Origin of the sequence: Ruegeria conchae, assembly GCF_000192475.1 — a bacterium.
GTDB lineage: Bacteria > Pseudomonadota > Alphaproteobacteria > Rhodobacterales > Rhodobacteraceae > Ruegeria > Ruegeria conchae.
Map to the genome: position 1 here is coordinate 1 of NZ_AEYW01000024.1, position 18912 is coordinate 18912.

An 18912-nucleotide genomic window follows, 5' to 3' on the forward strand; every position below is an offset into this window, starting at 1 on the left:
CGATGTTTTCCGATGCGATCAGCTCGATTTCATCGCGCTGGCGGCCCAATTCGGATGTGACCGAGCCAAATAGCTCGGGGTCACGATCGGCAAGGGATTGGGTGAAGAAACCTTGGGTGCGTTGCGGGGCGTTCACGTTGAAACCTCCTGAAAAGGGTTAGCCGGTCCAGCCGAGGCCAGCGGAAATGGCATTCATGGATTGCAGCAAAGGCACAGGTACCGATCCTGCCTGCGGCTCGCTTCGGGCTTGTCGCAGCAGTTCGACTTGCAGCGCGTGAATGCGGGCCAGTTCGGCCCGTTTACGATCAAACCGCTCGCACAGACGAGGAAAACGGTGACCGATGGTCTGACCGCCGGTCAGAAACTGCACTGCGCTGCAGGCACTGTCGTATTCCGTTTTGATAGCCCGCGAGATGCGTTGGCGAGTCTCCGCATCGGGGACCAATTCGCCGTATTGTGCGGCGATATCCATATCCGCCTGATAGAGCGATTTTTCCATCTCATCGACGGCGAGGCGGAACAGGCGAGAATCATTGAACATGTCCTGCAGCACTTCATCACCGCGCGCGCCCCGGAATTTGCGAAAGCTGGTCATGGCGGCGCCAAACCCGTACCAACCGGTGATCAGGTGACGGTTCTGCGACCACGCAAAAACCCATGGAATGGCCCGCAGGTCATCCAGACTGGCTGCACCGAACCGGCGGGTCGGGCGGGAGCCGATTTTCAGGCGGGCGAGCTCTTCGACCGGGCTTGCCTGCTGGAAATAGTCCAGAAAACCCGGCATCTGCAGAAGCGAGACATAGGCTGTCTGCGACAGTTCAGACAAGGCATCCAGCGCATCGTCGAACTCGGGCCGGGCAGGGGTTTCGCCTGGGTTGGCTGTATGGCGCAGCGTGCTTGAAAGCAGCAATTCCAGATGCGCCGCAGCCGTCCCACGGTTGGCATACTTGGTTGAAACAACCTCGCCCTGTTCGGTCACGCGCAACCGTCCGGCAATCGTTCCACTGGGTTGCGCAGCTATGGCGCGTCCGGTAGGTGCGCCGCCCCGGCTGACCGAGCCGCCGCGACCATGAAAAAATGTGGCCTTGAAGCCTTGCGAGGCCAGTGCCGATACGATTCGGCGTTGGGCACGTTCCAGTTCCCATGTTGAGCAGAAGTAGCCGCCATCCTTGCCGCTGTCCGAATATCCCAGCATCACCTCGATTACGTTACCGTTGGATTTGAGGCTGCGGCGGGCAAGCGGAACGCCCAGGACATCCAGCAAGATCGCCGGGGCGTTACGCAGATCGGCAATCGTTTCAAACAGCGGAACTACCGAAATATCCAGTGTCTCGGACCCGAACCCGGCATAACGGGCCAGCAGGTAGACGCCGAGCATATCATCGGCAGAGCGGGTCATGGACAGGATGAACGGACCGATTGCCTTGGGATCTGGCCCTGATCGTACGCTGTGGACCAGCGCCAGAAGAGCGAGCAATTCCTGTGCCTGATCGCTCAGCGCGTCGCGGCTTTGATAAGGCAGGTTCTGATCCGACAATTCGGTGCGCAAACGGGCAGACCATTCGGCCGTGCCATAGTCCGGAGCCTGGCCGGATTGTGACCAGATTTCGGCCAGAACATCGGTTGTGACGGTCGAATTCTGGCGGATGTCCAATGTTGTGGTTCGGAACCCGAAAACCGTTGCAGCTCGGCGCAGGGGGCGGACATGCCGTCGCGCCAGAATATCGGCGTTGACCGCGCATAAAGCGTTATCAAGCGCATCAAGATCGCTCACGAATTGTGAGATGTGATCATAGCCGCCATCTGTCAGCCGATGGCGAATGGCATTGAGAGCTTGCCGAAACGGTTCGTTCCGATTGCGGCCAGCTTCTGGAAACCGATTGATTATTTCTTGTATACGCGCCCTATTGAGCTCGGGCAGCGGCAATATGAGGGCACTGATGCTCAGCCTGCTTGCAGCCTGTTCAAGGACCTGACGGTAAAGGTTCAGAACCGTTTCACGCCCGCGTTGCAAAGCCAGTGCGGTCATCTCGGTCGTGACATTCGGATTGCCATCCCGATCGCCGCCGATCCAGCTGTGAAAGCGGATATCGGGTGTTTCGTTCAGGGTCTGGCCCAGCACATGCAGGCAGGCCTGATCGAACCGATTCATGACCTGTGGGACGGCGTTAAAGATTGCATCCCGGAAGAATTGCAACCCCCACTCGATCTCATCGCGCAGGCTTGGACGCGTCAGGCGAAGTTCCCCCGTCAGCCATAGAAGATCGACCTCACCTTCCAGGCCATTCAGCAATTCGGCACGTTCGGTCGGGGTCCAGCGCTGGGTTTCAAGGCCAACGAGGTTGCGGTATATCCGCCGGTGAATTTCCAAAACAGTGACCCGTTTGGCCTCGGTTGGATGCGCGGTCAGGGTGGGGCCGGCACAAAGAACAGCGGTCAGTTTTTTTATTTGGCTGTCTGTCAGGGACAGGTCGGACAACACCTCGGAAAACCCGCCTTCGACCGCTTCGGGGCCGCTATTGGTCTCGGCCAGGCGACGATCTCTGACTTCGGCGTTTTCGTCGATGATGCGCAACAGTTGGAACCAGATCGACAGGGCCTGCAAATACGGAGTCGCCTCGGGCCCGGCGGGAATAGGCTGCAGCGGCGAAGACTCGGCCCATGTCGCTACATGAGGCGCCCGTTTCAGCAAAATGTTCCGCCACAACACCCGCAATTCCGAACGCAATCCTTCGGCATAGTTCGAAGGTTCTGGGGTGGGCTGAATATTCCGCGCCAGTGCTTGCATCAGATCACCTGATCCCGCGGAGTACGACCTGCAAAAAAATCGCCGAGATTGTCGAGAACGCGAAACCCCATGGCTTCGCGGGATTCGCGCGTGGCGCTCCCCAGATGGGGCAACATCACCAGATTGTCGCACTGCAGCAGGTCCGGGCTGATCCGGGGTTCGCCGTCAAAGACATCGAGCGCCGCGCCGCCGATCGTGTCGAACATGAGGGCCTGTACCAGAGCGTGCTCGTCCACAACTTCGCCGCGGGCGGTGTTGATAAGGAAGGCATCAGGCTTCATCAGGTCGAGCCTGCGCCCGTTGATCAGGTGTCGGTTCGACGAACCTCCGGGGCAATGCAGCGAGACGAAATCGCATTGTGGCAGCAAGTCATCGACCGTTTCGACCTGTGCTGAGTTGAACTGTTTCAGCATCTCGGCCGACACTGCGCTACGGTTCTGGACCAGAATTTTCATGCCAAAGCCGTGATGTGCGCGCCGCGCCATTTCCTGACCGATCCGTCCAAAGCCGATAATGCCAAGCGTCTTGCCGCTGACCTTCGTGCCGACAAGGTGGGTTGGACGCCAACCGGACCAGTTTCCAGCGCGCAATTCGCGCTCGCCTTCGCCAGCGCGACGGGCAACCATCAGCAGCAATGTCATGGCCAGATCGGCCGTACACTCGGAGAGGACATCCGGTGTATTGGTCACGGTCATCCCAAGATTGCGCACCGATGGTTCGCAGATATGGCTGTATCCCACGCCATAATTGGCGAGGATTTTGGTCTGTGCTGCGGGTACGTCCAGCGCCTCGGCGCTGAGCGTGTCCGTAACCGTGGGCAAAACTGCGTCATAGCTTTTCAGCGCATCGCGGAATTCGGCCGGTGACATTGGTTTGTCTCCGGTGTTAAGCACAGCGTTGTAGTTCTCGGTCAACTGCGCTTCGACCGCAGCAGGCCAACGACGGGTGACAAGAACCGAAGGCTTGACCATCACGCAGCCTTTCCCATGACACGGGCGATCGTTTCACCGATGACGGCAGGGTTTTCGGCAACGGTCACACCGGCGGCGGACAGAATCTCGACCTTTTCCGATGCACTTTCACCAAAAGCCGAGATAATCGCACCGGCATGGCCCATAGTCCGCCCTTTTGGCGCGGTCAGACCAGCAACATAAGCAATGACGGGTTTCGAGATGTGATCGCGGATGTATTCAGCCGCTTCAGCCTCTTGCGGCCCGCCGATTTCGCCGATCATGGCGATGACCTCGGTGTCCTCATCCCATTCAAAGCGTTCGAGGATGTCACGGAACGAGGAACCGTTGATCGGATCACCCCCGATGCCGACGCTGGTCGAAACTCCGATCCCGCGCTCTTTCAGCTGCGCCGCAGCCTCATAGCCAAGTGTCCCCGAGCGGCCAATGATGCCGACATTGCCCGGCAGGTAGATATGCCCGGGCATGATCCCCAGCAAAGCCTTGCCGGGGCTGATCGTTCCGGCGCAGTTCGGGCCGGTCAGCACCATGCGCTTATCCTTGGGATAGCGATACATGTAGCGTTTGACGCGGATCATGTCCTGAGCCGGAATGCCGTCGGTGATGCAAACGCAATAGCGGATACCCGCGTCGGCGGCCTCCATGATCGAATCCGCAGCAAAAGGCGGCGGGACAAACACAAGGCTGGCATCTGCGCCGGTGGCTTCGACAGCCTGTTTGACAGTGTCAAATACGGGCACACCTTCTACGGTTTCGCCGCCTTTTCCGGGAACGACGCCGCCGACTACATTGGTGCCATTTTCCAGCATGTCCTTGGTATGAAAGCGCGCCATGCGTCCAGTGATTCCTTGCACGATAACGCGCGTGTTGCGGTCGAGAAGAATGCTCATTACACGGCCCTCATCTTGGTGTTTTGGGTCAGATCGTTCTGCCATGCGCCCACGGCCCGTTCGGCGGCTTCCATTAGCGTTGTGGCGCGGATGATCGGCAGGCCGGACTTGGCCAAAATCTTCTGGCCTTCTTCGACATTTGTCCCGGCTAGCCGCACAATAACGGGGATGTCGATTTCCAATTCGCGAAGTGCCTGCACGACACCTTCGGCAACCCAGTCGCAGCGATTGATACCGGCAAAGATATTGACCAAAACCGCCTGGACATTGTTGTCGGACAGAACCAGACGGAAAGCCTTGGCGACACGTTCCGGCGACGCCCCGCCTCCGATGTCCAGGAAATTTGCAGGCTCGCCACCCGCCAATTTGATCGTGTCCATCGTGGCCATGGCCAGACCAGCACCATTCACGATACAGCCAATATTGCCTTCGAGACCCACGTATGAAAGCCCCCGATCCGCCGCGCGGCTTTCGCGCGGGTCTTCCTGGCTTTTGTCGCGCAGTTCGGCGATCTGCGGATGACGAAACAGGGCGTTGTCGTCAAAGCTCATCTTGGCGTCCAACGCCAGTACACGATCATCCCCTGTGATGACTAGCGGGTTGATTTCGACCATGGTCGCGTCAAGTTCGCTGAACGCTGCGTAACAGCCCTGCAACGTCCGGACCATCTGCTGAATCAGACGGGGTTCCAGCCCGAGATTGAAGGCGATCTCGCGTGCCTGAAACTCCTGCAGCCCGACGGCGGGTTCCACGATTGAACGGACAATGCTGTCAGGGCGTTCAGCCGAGATCTCTTCGATCTCCATTCCACCTTCCGAAGAGGCGACGATCATCACGCGCTGGCTGGAGCGGTCCAGAACAAAGCCCAGATAGATCTCGCGATCGATCGGCACGGCGGATTCGACATAGACACGGTAGATGCCTTTTCCTTCCGGCCCGGTCTGGTGGGTCACCAGCTTGCGCCCGAACATCTCGTCGCAGGCTGCGTGGATCTCGTTTTCGCTGTCGCACAGCTTGACGCCGCCGGCTTTTCCTCGGCCGCCTGCATGCACCTGGGCTTTGACAATCCACTTGTCCCCACCCAGCTCGCGTGCGCGGTAGGCCGCCTGCTCGGGGCTGTAAGCCAACGCACCCGATGGTATGGCGACACCGAAATTCGAAAGAACCTCTTTCGCCTGATACTCATGAATATCCATCTGCATTCCTCCCGTTTATGCAGTGCGTTCAAGCAGCGATCGATGTGCCGTAACGGCTTTCGAGCAATGCCTCGATCTCTTCGAAATCGACGGTGCCGCCCAGTTCGCGCATGGCTTCGGCGAACAGACGGATGATCTGGCTGATCGCCTGGCGGTTCAGTTGGTTGAGGATGCCGATCCGGACCTGTACAGGTGCGCTGAGCGTCGGCCAGATGCCGAACCCGCGCGCCCGGCAATTCTGGACCAGCTCCATCTCGCGACCGGCCAGATCCGGCGGCAGGTTGAGGACCAGTAGGCTGGGCATATCCGAAGTCACTTCGCATCCCATTGCGGTTACGGCGTCACGCAGCACCTTTTCGTGCGTGCGGTACGAGCCTGACCGCTTTGCCAATCCTTCTGTCAGCGTCAGACGAAGGGATTCATGGAAGGCGGCCACAGCGTAGCCGGAATGGGTCCGGTGATAGGTACCTTTCTCGACGTCCTGCCCATCGACGATTCCCCAATGACGAGCCTCGAAAATGGGATTGTGGACATAGCTGTAGGCACCTGTTGATTTAAGGCTGTCGATATATTCATCGGAAAAGCTGACCGGCGCATAGGTCAATGGCAAGCAGCACAGACCCTTTTGCGGGCAAGAGGCCCAGCCAGCGATGCCCGGGTAGTTATCAATTTGAAAATCCTCGACACCCAGAGACGAAACAGCGTCGATCAGACCCATAGCGCCATGGCGTTCACAAGCATCGGAGAACCCGCGCAGATCATTTATCCGGCCAGAGCCCGTTTCCCAATGGGCCATGAACGCCCATTTTGGTCTATGCTCGGCCAGTGCAGCCTCGACCATATCGCCGGTTACCGACTGACCATGCGGTATATCGATCACGGTGACGCTGGCGGCTTGCGGGTCCAGCGGGTTGGCGGCATGCTCATCCGGTGTTGCTGCCTTGATCCTGAGGGTCAGTGTATCGATGCCTGAAAAGGTTCCGTTGTTGAATGCAATAACCTTGTCGCCGGGCATGACGGCCGAAAACATGGTGTCCAGCGCGCTCCAACCGGTGCCCGCGACCGCGAAGGTATAGGTGTTCGAGGTTCCCCAGATCTCGCGTAGCATGAGTTTGCATTCGACCATACCGCGCAAAACATCACCCTGCATATGGTCAGCTACCCCTGCGCTTGCGAATGCCTGCAGAACGCGGGCGTCGGTATTGCCCGGTCCCGGGCCGGCAGCCAAGGTTTGGGGGATTTCGAGCGTGGGATAAATCTGGGAATTCATTCGATCCTCCTTGATCGTCGGGGTGTTCAGCCACACCCAAATACCGTGTTGTGGATCAGGAAAGCCTTGCTTGCATCGGCACGCAACGTAACTTACTACTGCTTTAGGACTTCTAATAGGATGGGGAAAAACCTACCCGGTTTGGTAAGAATACTAGAGTATACTAATTTTGCACCTATACAAATGGGTAGAAAATTTGAATTTTGGATGTAAAATCAATGTCAGAGCTTCCACAACAACCGATTGACGTTATGTTGGCCGACAACAATCCGCTGGTGTTGTCGGCCATGTCGGAGATTTTTGAACGTGATCCGCGATTCTCTCTAGTTGCCACATCAGCCACCGCCGAAGGGTTTTTGGGCGCGGTCATGAGGGTACCAGTCAAGGTTTGCGTAATTGCATGGAATTTGCCGGTTCTCGGTGCGGCCAAATTGATCGAAGTTCTACGGGAACAGGAAAACGTACCCCGATTTGTCATCTATGGCGATGAGGTCGGAGATGTTCCGCGCCTCGCCATGCAGGCAGGCGCGGCAGGGTTCGCATCCCGGTCGGGTGAGGTTGAAGTATTGCTGGAAACTTGCGCGGACGTGGCGGCTGGTAAAATGGTGTTTCCATTTATCGATGTACGGAAGATGCAGCAGGACCCAATTCACAGCCTTTCCCGCAAAGAGCGCGTCATCCTTGAAGCGCTAGCCAAGGGCCTATCCAACCGCGAACTTTCGAAAGACCTGCAAATCTCGACAAATACCGTCAAATTTCACCTGAGCAACATCTATGAAAAGCTCTCGGTTAAAAACAGGACGCAAGCGATTGCTTTCTACTATTCTTCTGGCGCAGCCTCAGATTAACCAAATTACGGCTATGGCCGAGCATGTACTAGCGATCGCGCAATACCGGTGGGTAAGTTAAACTATGTTAAAAGTGGAAGCATGATCTGCTGATCATACCGCATGAAAGGCAGCCGCCCGACGTCGACCGCCATCGCAAGACGCATCTGATTTTGGCGAAATTGACCGTCATCTACGGCTTTCTGGGCGCTTAGCACATCATAGAGCGGGGTCATGCGGAATCCGCCTGGATGCAAAGCAACGCTGAAATTCTTGGCGTGCCTGTCTGTCGCTCCTAAGAGCCAAAACAGCACCAGTGTGCGGAAGAACGCGCGCTGACCTGCCTCAGGGTCATCACTACCCGCTAGCAACCCCACGCCTTCTTTGATCCTCGGCCCACTGTCTAGTTGGTATTTCTGGCTAGGCGGGAATGTGAGCGCTTGGCAAAAGTCTTCCTGCGGGAGGCGGATCAATCGACCATCCTTGGCCCAACGCCGATCAAACCGTGTCACAACAAGGCTCCGCACGTCCTCTAAGTCGGCAATCGCGATCTCCGCCACCTCCATTCCCATGACGCGACAAAAGCTCATGCAGAAATACTCGTTCTCGACGCTGTCGGATAAATCGATCCCTGCGGGCAGAACACCAAGCTGGGTTTTGAGGATATGGGTTGTAGGGTTGGGCCCAGACGGGCGGATCCACGCGCCATCGTAGCGCAGCAGCGCCGTTTTCTCCTGCGCCCCTACTAAGGAAATGCGGAATTCGTCGTCTGCGTCCAAGCCAAGGGGCGCGCTCGCAAGGTTGCGCAGGGTTCTGTTGCAATCTTTTGGGAACGATGAACTGTCTAAGCGATTGCAGGGGAGCTAAGCGGCCAGTGCTGCGAATTGACGAAACGGACAGATTCCGGGCGTGAACTGACCCTTGCGGATCATGTTCGCGACTTCGATTCCGTCCAGCGTCCCGGACGCGGATGCGAAGGCTTTGAGCCCCATCAGCGGGCGCGTTCGCCTCTTGATGAAACGGTGGCCCTGCTCAACGATATTGTTCAAGTATTTCCGTCTGACCATCTCAATGGGGATCGGAGAGCCAAAGCTCTTAAGCATCTTGTTGATGGTCTTAATGCCTGCGGTGTTGGCGCCGCTTTTGTCGTTGACGATCTTTCGAGGCAGGCCATTGGCTTCCAGCATTCGGGCGAAGAACTTGGAGGTAGGTTATTTGTTGCGACGCCCGGATAACATGAAATCTAGTGTCTTGCCGTGTTTGTCGACGGCTCGGTAGAGATAGACCCACGCGCTTTTCACTTTGATGTAGGTCTCGTCCATTCTCCAGGAACGTTCGCACGGCCTTTTTCGTCGACGCGCTGCTTCTGCGGCTGCAGCGGTATACTGTCTGACCCAACGGTTCAGTGTGGTGTGATCAACCGATTTGCCTCGTTCGCGCATGATCTCTTCAAGATCTCGGTAAAACACGCCGTGTCGAACATAGAAGTACACAGCAAAGAGGATCACATCCTTCGGATATTGTGCGCCTTTAAAGGAGATTATGAATAGACTTTCGATTTGATAATTCTGAAGGTCATTCACCTGTTGGTGGCGCGAGCGTAGATGGCTAAAAGCTTGCAACAGATCCCCGAGATGGGCTCGGTGCAATCGTTCGTCGAATTGTGGTGAGTAACCGCACTGCCGACAAAGTCGCCTTCAAAGGCAAAACACTAAACGCGTGTCGCTAATCAACCAGTCGCGTAAATCTAGAATGCGATGGCAAAAGCCGGAATAGTAGAGTGACCCGAAGACAGATGACTGCGGATGCCATTCATTGAATAATCAGTTCATTTTGAAAGCCTATTCTTGATTAGTATCGCGTATCTCAGCATGATCCTTAGATGTCGGCTGGAATAGACAAATGGTTAAACGATCTCGATCTGAGTCAGTACGCGGATGTATTTGCGGAAAACGATATTGATGCGCGCGTTCTGCCATTACTATCTGGCGACGACTTAAAAGAGCTCGGAGTTAGCCTTGGTCACCGCAAAATCATCCTTGCTGCAATTCACCAGCTAGACGGCCAAAGACCCGCAACCTCACCGTTACCAGCAGCTCGTGTTCAAGCGCCTGAAGACGAACAAGCGCTGACCTTAGACGATTCACAAAGTGATGATCTGCGCAAACAGAAGTATGTTGAACCGCCTACTGCAGAAAGGCGTCACGTAACAGTTTTGTTTGCCGATCTTGTCGGCTCGACTGAACTCACCAATCGCTTTGATCCCGAAGACATGCGGGACTTGCTACAGAACTACCAAGATGCCGTTGCAGGAGCCGTAAGCCGATACGGTGGCTACGTAGCAAAGTACTTGGGCGATGGTCTTCTTGTGTTTTTCGGATGGCCGCGGGCTTATGAGGATCACGCAATTCGGGCGGTAAAAGCCGGCCTTGAATCTGTTCGCCGTGTCAAAGAACTCAAAACGCCTGACGGAGAACCTTTGTCCGTCAGACTGGGAGTTGCGAGCGGTGATGTTGTGGTCGGCGATACCATTGGCGAAAACACATATGAGGAGGGGGCCATGACTGGTCCGGTCGTCAACCTTGCAGCACGGCTTCAAGAGCATGCAGAGCCAAACTCAGTCGTTTTGTCAGTTGAGGAAACCGAGACAACTTTGCATCGAGTATTCGAGTTCAAATCTCTTGGGCAGGCAGAGCTAAAGGGGTTTGCTGAACCACGTAATCTGCAAAAAGTGGTGTCGGAACGTAGTGCGGAAAGCCGGTTTCGGGCCTCATATCGAGACGATGTCGACAGCGTCATGGTTGGCCGGGACTACGAAAAGGGCATTTTACTGCAATCATGGCAACGTGCTCAGAATGGCCACGGAGACGTTGTTCTGCTCTCCGGTGAAGCCGGAATAGGAAAGTCGCGGCTTACCGAGGAATTCCTTGCAGAAATCACCGAAAACGACGAAGTCGATGTCATAAGGCTGAACTGTTCCCCCTATCTCAGCAGCAGCCCCTTTCATCCGGTAGCCCAACGAATATCCCAGGATGCGGGTGTTGAACCGGACTTTGATGACAATCTGATCCTTGAGCATGTCAGAAAAATGCTTGAAGGACGACCAGGGTTGGACTGGCAACAAGTTCTGCCTTTCTTTGCAGCGTTGGTCGCGCCTCGTAGTGTGCTTGCCCAAAAGGTGCTCGAGATGTCACCGCAGGAGCAGCGCGACACAACAATCCAAACATTGATTCACACGGTGCAGGTGCGGTCAAGTGTACGTCCGGTTATGCTTTGCGTAGAAGATGCTCATTGGATCGATCCCTCCACACAAGCCTTGTTGGAGCGGTTTAAGTCGATATGCACGGATCTTCCTCTGATGATCTTAATAACCCATAGACCCGGGTGGGAAATGGCCCGTGATGATGGGGACACACACGTACAGTCTCTAGTTTTGCGCCGGTTCGATTCTGCGCATGTCTCAGACCTTGTCGAAAACATTACAGGCAAGAGACCGGACGAAGCACTGATCTCTACGATAACTGAAAAAACCGATGGGGTTCCATTGTTCGTGGAAGAAGTGACCCGAGCCATCGTCGATTCCGGCGAGCAGGGGCAAGGCCACATACCTTCATCATTGAAAGGCGCATTGATGGCGCGGCTCGACGCTGTTTCGCCAGAGGCAAAACAAGTCGCCCTTACAGGATCGGTAATTGGCCGAGAATTTGAGCCGAGCATATTATGTGCCGCGAAAGGCCTTGAAGAATCTGATATCAACAAATGCCTCGAAGAACTATCTCGAACAGGCTTGATCTTTGAAAGCGGGCACAATCGCGGGCACTTCGTTTTCCGCCATGCCCTTATTCGCGATACCGCTTATCAATCCATGTTGAGTTCAACCCGGAGACAACAGCACGCAGACGTGGCGCGTGCTTTGATGCGGATAAGGTCATCTGAGATCGAGCGTCGCCCTGAACTAGTCGCGCGCCACCTTTCAGAGGCTGAGGACTGGAGTGCCGCGTTTGAAAAATGGCAGATTGCGACAGAAATGGCATTGGTGCGATCTGCCAGCCAAGAAGCGATGACGAACGCCAAGGAAACTTTAAGAGCCGCAGAAAAACTTGGTTCAGACTCCAATACAGAATTGATCAAAGGCAAAATCTTGGTTGGCCGCAGCCATGACAGCTTGGGCCAATTGCCTGAAGGTATAGCTGTTCTGAAGGACGCATCCAACGCGGCCCGGGCGGTGCACAACGTGGAGCTGGCCGCAGACGCGGCCAACCACTTCGCTGACTCATGCATGATGTCCAGCGAAAGGCACAGCGAGGCGATCGAACTCTGCGATAATGCACTGAAAGATTTGCCCGATGGTGATGATGTCCGTCGGTGCAGATTGATGAGTCAACTTGCGCGCGCCCATATATTCGTAGGTCAGTTTTCCGAAGGTGCGCGTTTCGGGCAGCAATCTATGGAACTAGCAGCAAAACTGGGAGATTATAAATCCCAGTTTTCGGTCATGATGATGCATTTTGGGGCCCCATTCATAGCGAGGAAGGGAAGAGACGCTCATCAATGGCGCGAAAATCTGGAGGCTATGCATGGTGTGGCCGAGAAACTTGGCAGTATCGATCAAGGGCGAGACCGAACTCTCAGCCTGTTTGTAGGTGCCGAGATGGCCGACCGCGAGTTGATGGACCATTCTCTGGGTTTGCTCACCGAGATCTCGGAAAAAGACAATCATCTGCAACTCTATTGGGTTCAGAAGCACGCACGCGCCATGGTTGCAATTATGGACGGCGATTTTGCGCAAGCAGAAAGACACGCCACCGAGGCAGTGAAGATCGGTCGAAAGACCCATGGGGAACATGTTGAGGGCGTCTTTGGGGTTCAGATGTTTACCATCCGCCGCGAGCAAAACCGACTGCACGAGGTCGCACCTGTGATCAAGAAATTGATGACGGACAGCCCCGAAGACATTTCGTGGAAACCAGGTTTTGGCCTTATCGCGGCCGAGCTCGGATACAAGGAACCTGCTGAACGTATACTGAATGAAATGGCCGACAATGGCTTCGATCTTCCACTCGACGCTATGTATTCAACGACCTTATCTTATCTGGCTGACATATGCGTCACCATTGAACATCAGGGACATGCCAAGACGCTCTATGATTTACTGGCTCCATACGAAGAACTGACGATCACTGCAGGGGCAACGACGGTGTGCGCAGGTGCGGCAGCGCGACGCCTTGGCGGTCTGGGCACGGTGTTGAAAGACTGGGATGCCGTAGACACAATGTTCCAGAAGGCTATTGAAATTGACACGCGCATGAAATGCCCACCTTGGATTGCGCACAGCAAAGCGGCTTTTGCATCCGCATTGAGGCGACGGGGACGCCCCAAGGATGTGGAACAGGCGTTTCAACTGGAAGGGGAAGCGTTGGCAATTTCGCAGAAATTGGGTATGGTTTCCCTAAGGTCAAAGCTCGAAGGAGTAGCGAGTTAAGGTACTTAAACTGTTTGGGGGACTTAATGCCTAGATACATAATTGAAAGAAATTTTGCCGAGCAGCTAAACGTCAGTGAAGATGACAAAATTCACATCAAAGAAATCAATGACGAAGTCGGCGTCGAATGGATTTTTTCGTTCCTCAGCGCAGATAAGCGCAAAACATACTGCTTGTACGAAGCCCCTGATGAGGAGAGCCTCAGAAAGGCGGCTGAGCGACTGAATATTCCTGCCGATGTCATAACACCTGTGGATCGGATTGATCCGGCAATATTTGCCTGATCAGCAGCCATTTTTACCCACCTCAATGAAACGACTTCGCGAGACAACGCGACGGAAATAGCAATTAGCTGAGGCAGCCTTGCAAGAAGCCCAACCAGACTATTGGGAGGCCTACGCATGTTTGACCTGAAAACACTCGACGGAAGTACAGCTATTGTAAATCAAGACACTTTGGACGCGCTTGATGCATCACTTCGCGGCGGGGTCTACCAGAAAGGCACCTCGGAGTACGAAGACGCAAGAACAACGTGGAACAGCATGTTCGAACGTTACCCGGGGTTCGTGATCCGCGCGCTGGGAGCAAGCGATGTGCAGAGGGCCGTGAATTTCGTACGAGACACTGGCCTCGTAATGTCGGTTCGGTCAGGTGGGCATCAGATTGCAGGGCACGCTGTCGCAGATGAAACAGTCATGCTCGACCTGTCCCAAATGCGGTCGGTTCACGTAGATCCTGTCAACAAGACTGCTCGGGTTGAACCGGGTGCACTGCTAGGAGATGTGGATCGTGAAACCCAGGCGCATGGGCTTACCGTTCCTGTTGGCATCAACTCGACCACGGGCATTGCGGGCCTTACCCTTGGCGGCGGTTTTGGATGGACCACCCGGAAATTTGGCATGACGATCGACAACCTGCTCTCAGCGGAAGTCGTGACTGCGGACGGAGCCATTGTAACCGCATCCCCTACAAGCCACCCGGAACTTTTCTGGGCTATCCGCGGTGGGGGTGGAAACTTTGGTGTCGTAACCTCATTTGAGTTCCAACTGCATGAGCTAGGACCCGATGTCCTGTCTGGCCTCATTGTTCATCCGATAGAAAATGCGCCAGAGCTCCTCGCTGAATTTGCTACGATTGCTGACAATTCCCCGGATGAGCTGACCGTCTGGAGCGTGATGCGAAAAGCGCCTCCTCTACCGTTCCTGCCAGTTGAGTGGCAAGGGCGAGAGGTGTTGATCTTTGCCGCCTGCTATAGCGGGTCGATGGAGGAAGGTGAAAAAGCTATGGCGGCATTGCGCGCGCTAGGTGAACCAATCGCCGATGTGATATCTCCCCACAAGTTCGTAGACTGGCAGGCCGCCTTTGATCCTTTGTTGACGCCAGGCGCCAGGAACTACTGGAAGAGCCATGATTTCGATGCACTTTCTTCGGATGCAATCTCAGGACTCTTGGAAGCGATTTCCAGCCTTCCTGACCCGGCGTGTGAAGTTTTTATTGCCCATGTGGGCGGAGCAATGGCGCGCGTCGAGGCCGGTTCTACCGCTTATCCCCAGAGATCTGCTCACTTCATCATGAATGTACACACGCGTTGGGAGGATCCCAGCAAGGATGCCGAGTGCATTGCTTGGGCGCGAGATCTTTACGACCAGATGCGACCGCACGCGACCGGTAGTGCGTATGTCAACTTTATGCCCGAAGACGAAGCGGATCACATGGCAGGAGCATATGGTGACAACGGTGAGAAGCTTTCTAAGATCAAGGGCACATATGACCCGGTCAATTTGTTCAGAGTAAACCACAATATTTTGCCTGCGTGATGGAATCCAGAACTGTATAATTTGATCCAGATTGATGTTGAGTGTTTTGCTTTGTCGTCACGCCGCATTTCTCGTTCCTGTCGTTCATCCAACCGGATCCAGGTTGCGGTGCGCCCGTAAAAGCCGCCATCCGTTGTGTTCGCAGTAGTGGGGTCACGTGATCCGCGAAAGCAGCTGAAACACTGGCATCAGTTTGGCGAACTCGGCGGCTGTTAGTTCCGTCAGATTCGACTTCAAAACAAAGGCTGGAGTCTCGGTATCCATCCAAACTGCAAAGCCCTTGCGCCGCAACACTTCCTCATGGGGGTGGTCTTTGTCAAAACCGGGCGGGATGCGCTTCAACTCCGGGTCACTGATCCTGAAACCCCGTTTTCGCATCTCTAATGTGATCTGGGTTAACTCTGCGCCCAGAGGACCCGCCATCGCCTCGCGGAAAGTGTCCAAAGCCCATTTGTCGTACTGGAACACCCCACATCCGAGTGACAGCTTTTCTGGGGAAAGGCCAAAGAACCACATTGGCGGCTGAACCGCCTGTCCTGTCGGTAGGAACGCAAGGTGCAGATGCGCGTTATAGGGTGTGTTGTCTTTGGAAAACCGAACATCGCGATGAATCCGAAAGATTTTGCCGCTATGATCCTGCCCAGTCAAGTCGCGTAGCGCCAACTCCATATCTTCGGCGAACAGCTTGCTGGGTGCCTTTATATGGGTATCATACGTCGCCTTGTTCGCCGCAAACCAGTCCTTGGTATTGTTGGCCTTCAGTTCTTGCAGGAAGCCCACTGCCTCGGCATCAAAACAATCGAATTGGGCCATAAGATCCTCCGTTCAGTCTTTCTTGGGCAACGCCGCGGCATGTTCGAGGCATAGCTGCAGCCACCGTAGCAAGGCTGCGTCATCGCAATCTGATGCGTCAACGCGAACAAAACCGCCCAGCTTGCGGGTTCCGTGAATCACAGCGCGGGCTTTGGGGTCCTGCAATGCCGTGGGCTCGTTCACCTTACCCACCCTAAACATGAACCGACCCACGCCATCCTGATGTCTGCGCGCACCACAAAGCATGTTGCCATTCAAAAAGAAGCACAGGCCGCCCATCATCCGCTTTTCGGAAATGCCCACATGCGCGGCCAGAGCGTCTCGCATGCGGGCGTTGAGTGTTTCATCCACTGGCATCAGCTGTAGATCCAAAGCTGCCAGAGGATTGCCAGCGCAAGCACCAACATGGCCAAGGTCGTCAGCGCCGCCCCTACCGCACGCCCCTTGCCATTCACCGAAGTGCTGAGGCTGAAATAGTGGACAAGGCGGGCAAACAGCAGCACACCACCGCAGGCGGCGACCAGCCAGGATGGGGTTCCTGCGATTTCTGCCCCCGCCAGGGCAAGCAATGCAAGCGGCACGTATTCGATGAAGTTCCCATGCGCCCGCATCAGCCGCAGCAAGTTTTCATCTTCACCGTGAAGCAAAGAGATCCCGGTCTTGGTGCGACGCACACCAACGGCGATCGCCATCGGAATACTCATCAAAACAAAAATAGCAGTGACGACCAGCGCGATCTGCGGAAACTGTTCCATGTTATGCCTCCTCTTTGATTGCGCTTAGGACGCCATGCTCTCATATGTGATTAGCGCAAACCGTGCCCCTTGCGGGTCAGTCAGAGTGGCCATGCGACCGACCCCCGGCATATCCATAGCAGGCTGGACAATCGCGGCACCTTTGGCCTCAGCCTTGGCGACGCTGGCGTCCACGTCGGCCACGGTAAAGAAGATCGTCCAGCTACCGTTATCCTCTGGCATTGGGGAAAAGCCACCAATTGCGGTTTCGCCAACAACGGCGGCTGAATAGCTTGATCCGTCCTGCATGGGCATGTCATTGATCGTCCAGCCCAGCACCTCTTGATAAAAGGCTTTGGCTTTGCCCTGATCGGGGCCGGAATGTCCGATCCAGCCGGAGTTTCCGACAGTGGTCATCTCAAGAATACTCATGTGCTTCTCCCTTGGTTACGCCCGCCACATACGGGTCTGATCCAAGGACGCGCGATATTCAGTGATCCCTACACGCCGCGTAATTTATTTTGGCTAATCTCTATTTTTTCCGTGATTGCAACACGTTCGGGCGCGGTTGGGCCAAGATTCATTACCGTTTCAAAGGCGGCAATCGCCGCGTTGTGATCGCCGGTTTCCTGCAAAAGCCCTCCGCGCATTGCGTGGAACCAGCGATAGGTGGACAAATCCTGCGCCAGAGTCTCCATCGCCTTTAACGCATAATACGGGCCGTGCAGCTTGGCCTGAGCCGCTATCTGATTGAGACGGATGACAGGTGTTGGCAGTAATGCGTAGAGAGCAGCGTAGTGACTTTCGATCGACGCCCAGTCCGTGTCATCTACCGAATCTGCATGGGCATGTGTTGCGGCGATTGCAGCCTGTACGATGTAAACACCATGATGACCAGTCCGCTGAGCCTTCTGCAAAAGACCCGTCGCCTCGGCGATGTCCGAGCGATCCCAAAGGCTGCGATCCTGATCGTCCAACGCGACAAGCTTTCCGTCCGTATCAATTCGCGCATGACGCCTAGCGTGCTGGAACAGCAACAATGCCAGCAAGGCGGCCTGTTCCCCCATCGCCGGAAACAGTGCCGCAAGCAGACGGGCCAAACGGATCGCCTCTTCACACAAGGTAAGCTTGATTTGATTTTGACCCGCTGAGGTTGACCATCCTTCGCTGAACATCAGGTAGACCATCAAGGAAACTTCACCCAAGCGTGCACCCCGCTCAGCCGGGCTGGGTGTTTCGAAGGCAACCGGATTGCTCGCAATCTTCTTTTTTGTACGGGTGATCCGCTGTTCCATAGTTTTTGGCCTGATCAGAAATCCGCTCGCGATTTCGTCTACGCTCAGCCCCAAAACCACGCGCAAGGCAATGGCAATCTGGTCCCGCCGGTCGAGTTCCGGATGGCAGCAAATGAAAAGCAGTCGCAATACATCATCGCGCATTTCGTCAGGGTCCGGTGTTTCGGCGGGCATCAACTGAAACTCCTCACTGTGACGCGCGAGAATTGCCGCACGACGCTGTGATTTGCGCACATGATCCAAGCCCGAGTTACGTGCGGTCGTCAGCAACCACGCCAACGGATCACGCGGCGTACCGTCTTTGGGCCAGACCGTCAGCGCCTTCAGGCAAGCTTCGGCAAATGCCTCTTCCGCCGTGTCGATATCCCGGAACAATCGGGTCAGGGCCGCAAGCGCGCGCGGTCGGTGCAAAGTAATTGTAGCCTCAAGCCAGTCCGACATGACCTATTCAGACGAGATTGCGCCACCCGCCCAGGCAACCGGGCGCACCTCTAGCCGTGCGACAGGGGATGAGATCATCTTTGCGTATTCCAACGCTTCATCCAGGTCTTTGAAATCAGCGGCATAGAACCCAAGGAAATTCTCTTTTGTCTCCGCAAACGGACCGTCGGTGATCAGGGGAGCCGTGCCTTCGGTCGTAGCTGGCTCGACCATAACAGCAGAGGTTGGCGGCATCAGTTTCATCGACACAAACTCGCCCCGGTCCGTTAATGCCGATTGCAGCGCGCCGTGTCCCGACATCACTTCCTCCTGGCGATCTTTGGGCAGCGCTTCGAACACGCCCGGCTCCCCATAAATCGTGATTGCGTATATCATATTCGCCTCCATG

At 55.5% G+C, this 18912-nt stretch carries 16 protein-coding genes and 2 pseudogenes; 4 read left to right on the top strand and 14 right to left on the bottom strand.

Annotation, left to right across the window (positions count from 1 at the left end):
- The 6 genes and pseudogenes from glyA to G7G_RS0120615 form a co-directional block, all read right to left on the bottom strand.
- Window positions 1-136, bottom strand: a pseudogene (gene glyA, locus G7G_RS24285) (serine hydroxymethyltransferase); the annotation flags it as partial.
- Window positions 137-157: 21 nt separating this feature from the next.
- Complete coding sequence (locus G7G_RS0120595; RefSeq protein ID WP_010443363.1) at window positions 158-2788, bottom strand: phosphoenolpyruvate carboxylase; 2631 nt, start codon at window positions 2786-2788, stop codon at window positions 158-160.
- Window positions 2788-3759: a 2-hydroxyacid dehydrogenase gene (locus G7G_RS0120600; protein ID WP_010443364.1), complete on the bottom strand. Its 972-nt coding sequence runs from the start codon at window positions 3757-3759 to the stop codon at window positions 2788-2790. The genes G7G_RS0120595 and G7G_RS0120600 overlap by 1 nt, the downstream gene beginning before the upstream one ends.
- A complete protein-coding gene (gene sucD / locus G7G_RS0120605) occupies window positions 3759-4649 on the bottom strand; it encodes a succinate--CoA ligase subunit alpha (RefSeq protein ID WP_010443365.1) in 891 nt (296 codons plus the stop codon). Before sucD ends, G7G_RS0120600 begins: the two co-directional genes overlap by 1 nt.
- Window positions 4649-5845 carry a malate--CoA ligase subunit beta gene (locus G7G_RS0120610; protein WP_010443366.1) on the bottom strand — a complete coding sequence of 399 codons (1197 nt, stop codon included), beginning with the start codon at window positions 5843-5845 and terminating at the stop codon, window positions 4649-4651. Before G7G_RS0120610 ends, sucD begins: the two co-directional genes overlap by 1 nt.
- A 28-nt stretch (window positions 5846-5873) precedes the next feature.
- Window positions 5874-7115 (bottom strand): pyridoxal-phosphate-dependent aminotransferase family protein, encoded by a 1242-nt coding sequence (locus G7G_RS0120615; RefSeq protein WP_010443367.1) that lies wholly within the window; start codon window positions 7113-7115, stop codon window positions 5874-5876.
- Between the two features lie 218 nt (window positions 7116-7333).
- Between G7G_RS0120615 and G7G_RS0120620 the strand changes: the two genes are divergently transcribed.
- Window positions 7334-7963 (top strand): response regulator transcription factor, encoded by a 630-nt coding sequence (locus tag G7G_RS0120620; RefSeq protein WP_010443368.1) that lies wholly within the window; start codon window positions 7334-7336, stop codon window positions 7961-7963.
- Between the two features lie 62 nt (window positions 7964-8025).
- Here the strand turns inward: G7G_RS0120620 and G7G_RS23445 are convergent, their stop codons facing one another.
- Both G7G_RS23445 and G7G_RS23450 read right to left on the bottom strand, forming a co-directional pair.
- Window positions 8026-8721 carry a HipA domain-containing protein gene (locus tag G7G_RS23445; protein WP_010443369.1) on the bottom strand — a complete coding sequence of 232 codons (696 nt, stop codon included), beginning with the start codon at window positions 8719-8721 and terminating at the stop codon, window positions 8026-8028.
- 84 nt (window positions 8722-8805) lie between these two features.
- A pseudogene (locus G7G_RS23450) lies at window positions 8806-9486 on the bottom strand (IS6 family transposase).
- Between the two features lie 338 nt (window positions 9487-9824).
- On the opposite strand from G7G_RS23450, the gene G7G_RS0120635 reads away from it, so the two are divergent.
- The 3 genes from G7G_RS0120635 (at window position 9825) to G7G_RS0120645 (ending at window position 15241) form a co-directional block, all read left to right on the top strand.
- Window positions 9825-13424, top strand: a complete 3600-nt coding sequence (locus G7G_RS0120635; protein WP_010443372.1) for an adenylate/guanylate cyclase domain-containing protein — start codon at window positions 9825-9827, stop codon at window positions 13422-13424.
- 26 nt (window positions 13425-13450) lie between these two features.
- On the top strand, window positions 13451-13708 hold the full coding sequence (locus G7G_RS0120640) for a DUF4242 domain-containing protein (protein ID WP_010443373.1): 258 nt from the start codon (window positions 13451-13453) through the stop codon (window positions 13706-13708).
- Between the two features lie 117 nt (window positions 13709-13825).
- Complete coding sequence (locus G7G_RS0120645; RefSeq protein ID WP_010443374.1) at window positions 13826-15241, top strand: FAD-binding oxidoreductase; 1416 nt, start codon at window positions 13826-13828, stop codon at window positions 15239-15241.
- Window positions 15242-15394: 153 nt separating this feature from the next.
- Here G7G_RS0120645 and G7G_RS23455 read toward each other — a convergent pair whose 3' ends face one another.
- From G7G_RS23455 to G7G_RS0120675, 6 genes are all read right to left on the bottom strand, one after another.
- Window positions 15395-16054 (bottom strand): DUF2461 domain-containing protein, encoded by a 660-nt coding sequence (locus G7G_RS23455; RefSeq protein WP_010443375.1) that lies wholly within the window; start codon window positions 16052-16054, stop codon window positions 15395-15397.
- Window positions 16055-16066: 12 nt separating this feature from the next.
- Window positions 16067-16411, bottom strand: a complete 345-nt coding sequence (locus G7G_RS0120655; RefSeq protein WP_010443376.1) for a TfoX/Sxy family protein — start codon at window positions 16409-16411, stop codon at window positions 16067-16069.
- Window positions 16411-16809: an MAPEG family protein gene (locus tag G7G_RS0120660; protein ID WP_010443377.1), complete on the bottom strand. Its 399-nt coding sequence runs from the start codon at window positions 16807-16809 to the stop codon at window positions 16411-16413. Before G7G_RS0120660 ends, G7G_RS0120655 begins: the two co-directional genes overlap by 1 nt.
- Window positions 16810-16833: 24 nt before the next feature.
- Window positions 16834-17220: a VOC family protein gene (locus G7G_RS0120665; protein ID WP_010443378.1), complete on the bottom strand. Its 387-nt coding sequence runs from the start codon at window positions 17218-17220 to the stop codon at window positions 16834-16836.
- Window positions 17221-17288: 68 nt separating this feature from the next.
- A complete protein-coding gene (locus G7G_RS0120670; protein ID WP_010443379.1) occupies window positions 17289-18524 on the bottom strand; it encodes an RNA polymerase sigma factor in 1236 nt (411 codons plus the stop codon).
- 3 nt (window positions 18525-18527) lie between these two features.
- Window positions 18528-18899: a YciI family protein gene (locus G7G_RS0120675; RefSeq protein ID WP_010443380.1), complete on the bottom strand. Its 372-nt coding sequence runs from the start codon at window positions 18897-18899 to the stop codon at window positions 18528-18530.
- Between the last annotated feature and the right edge of the window lie 13 nt (window positions 18900-18912).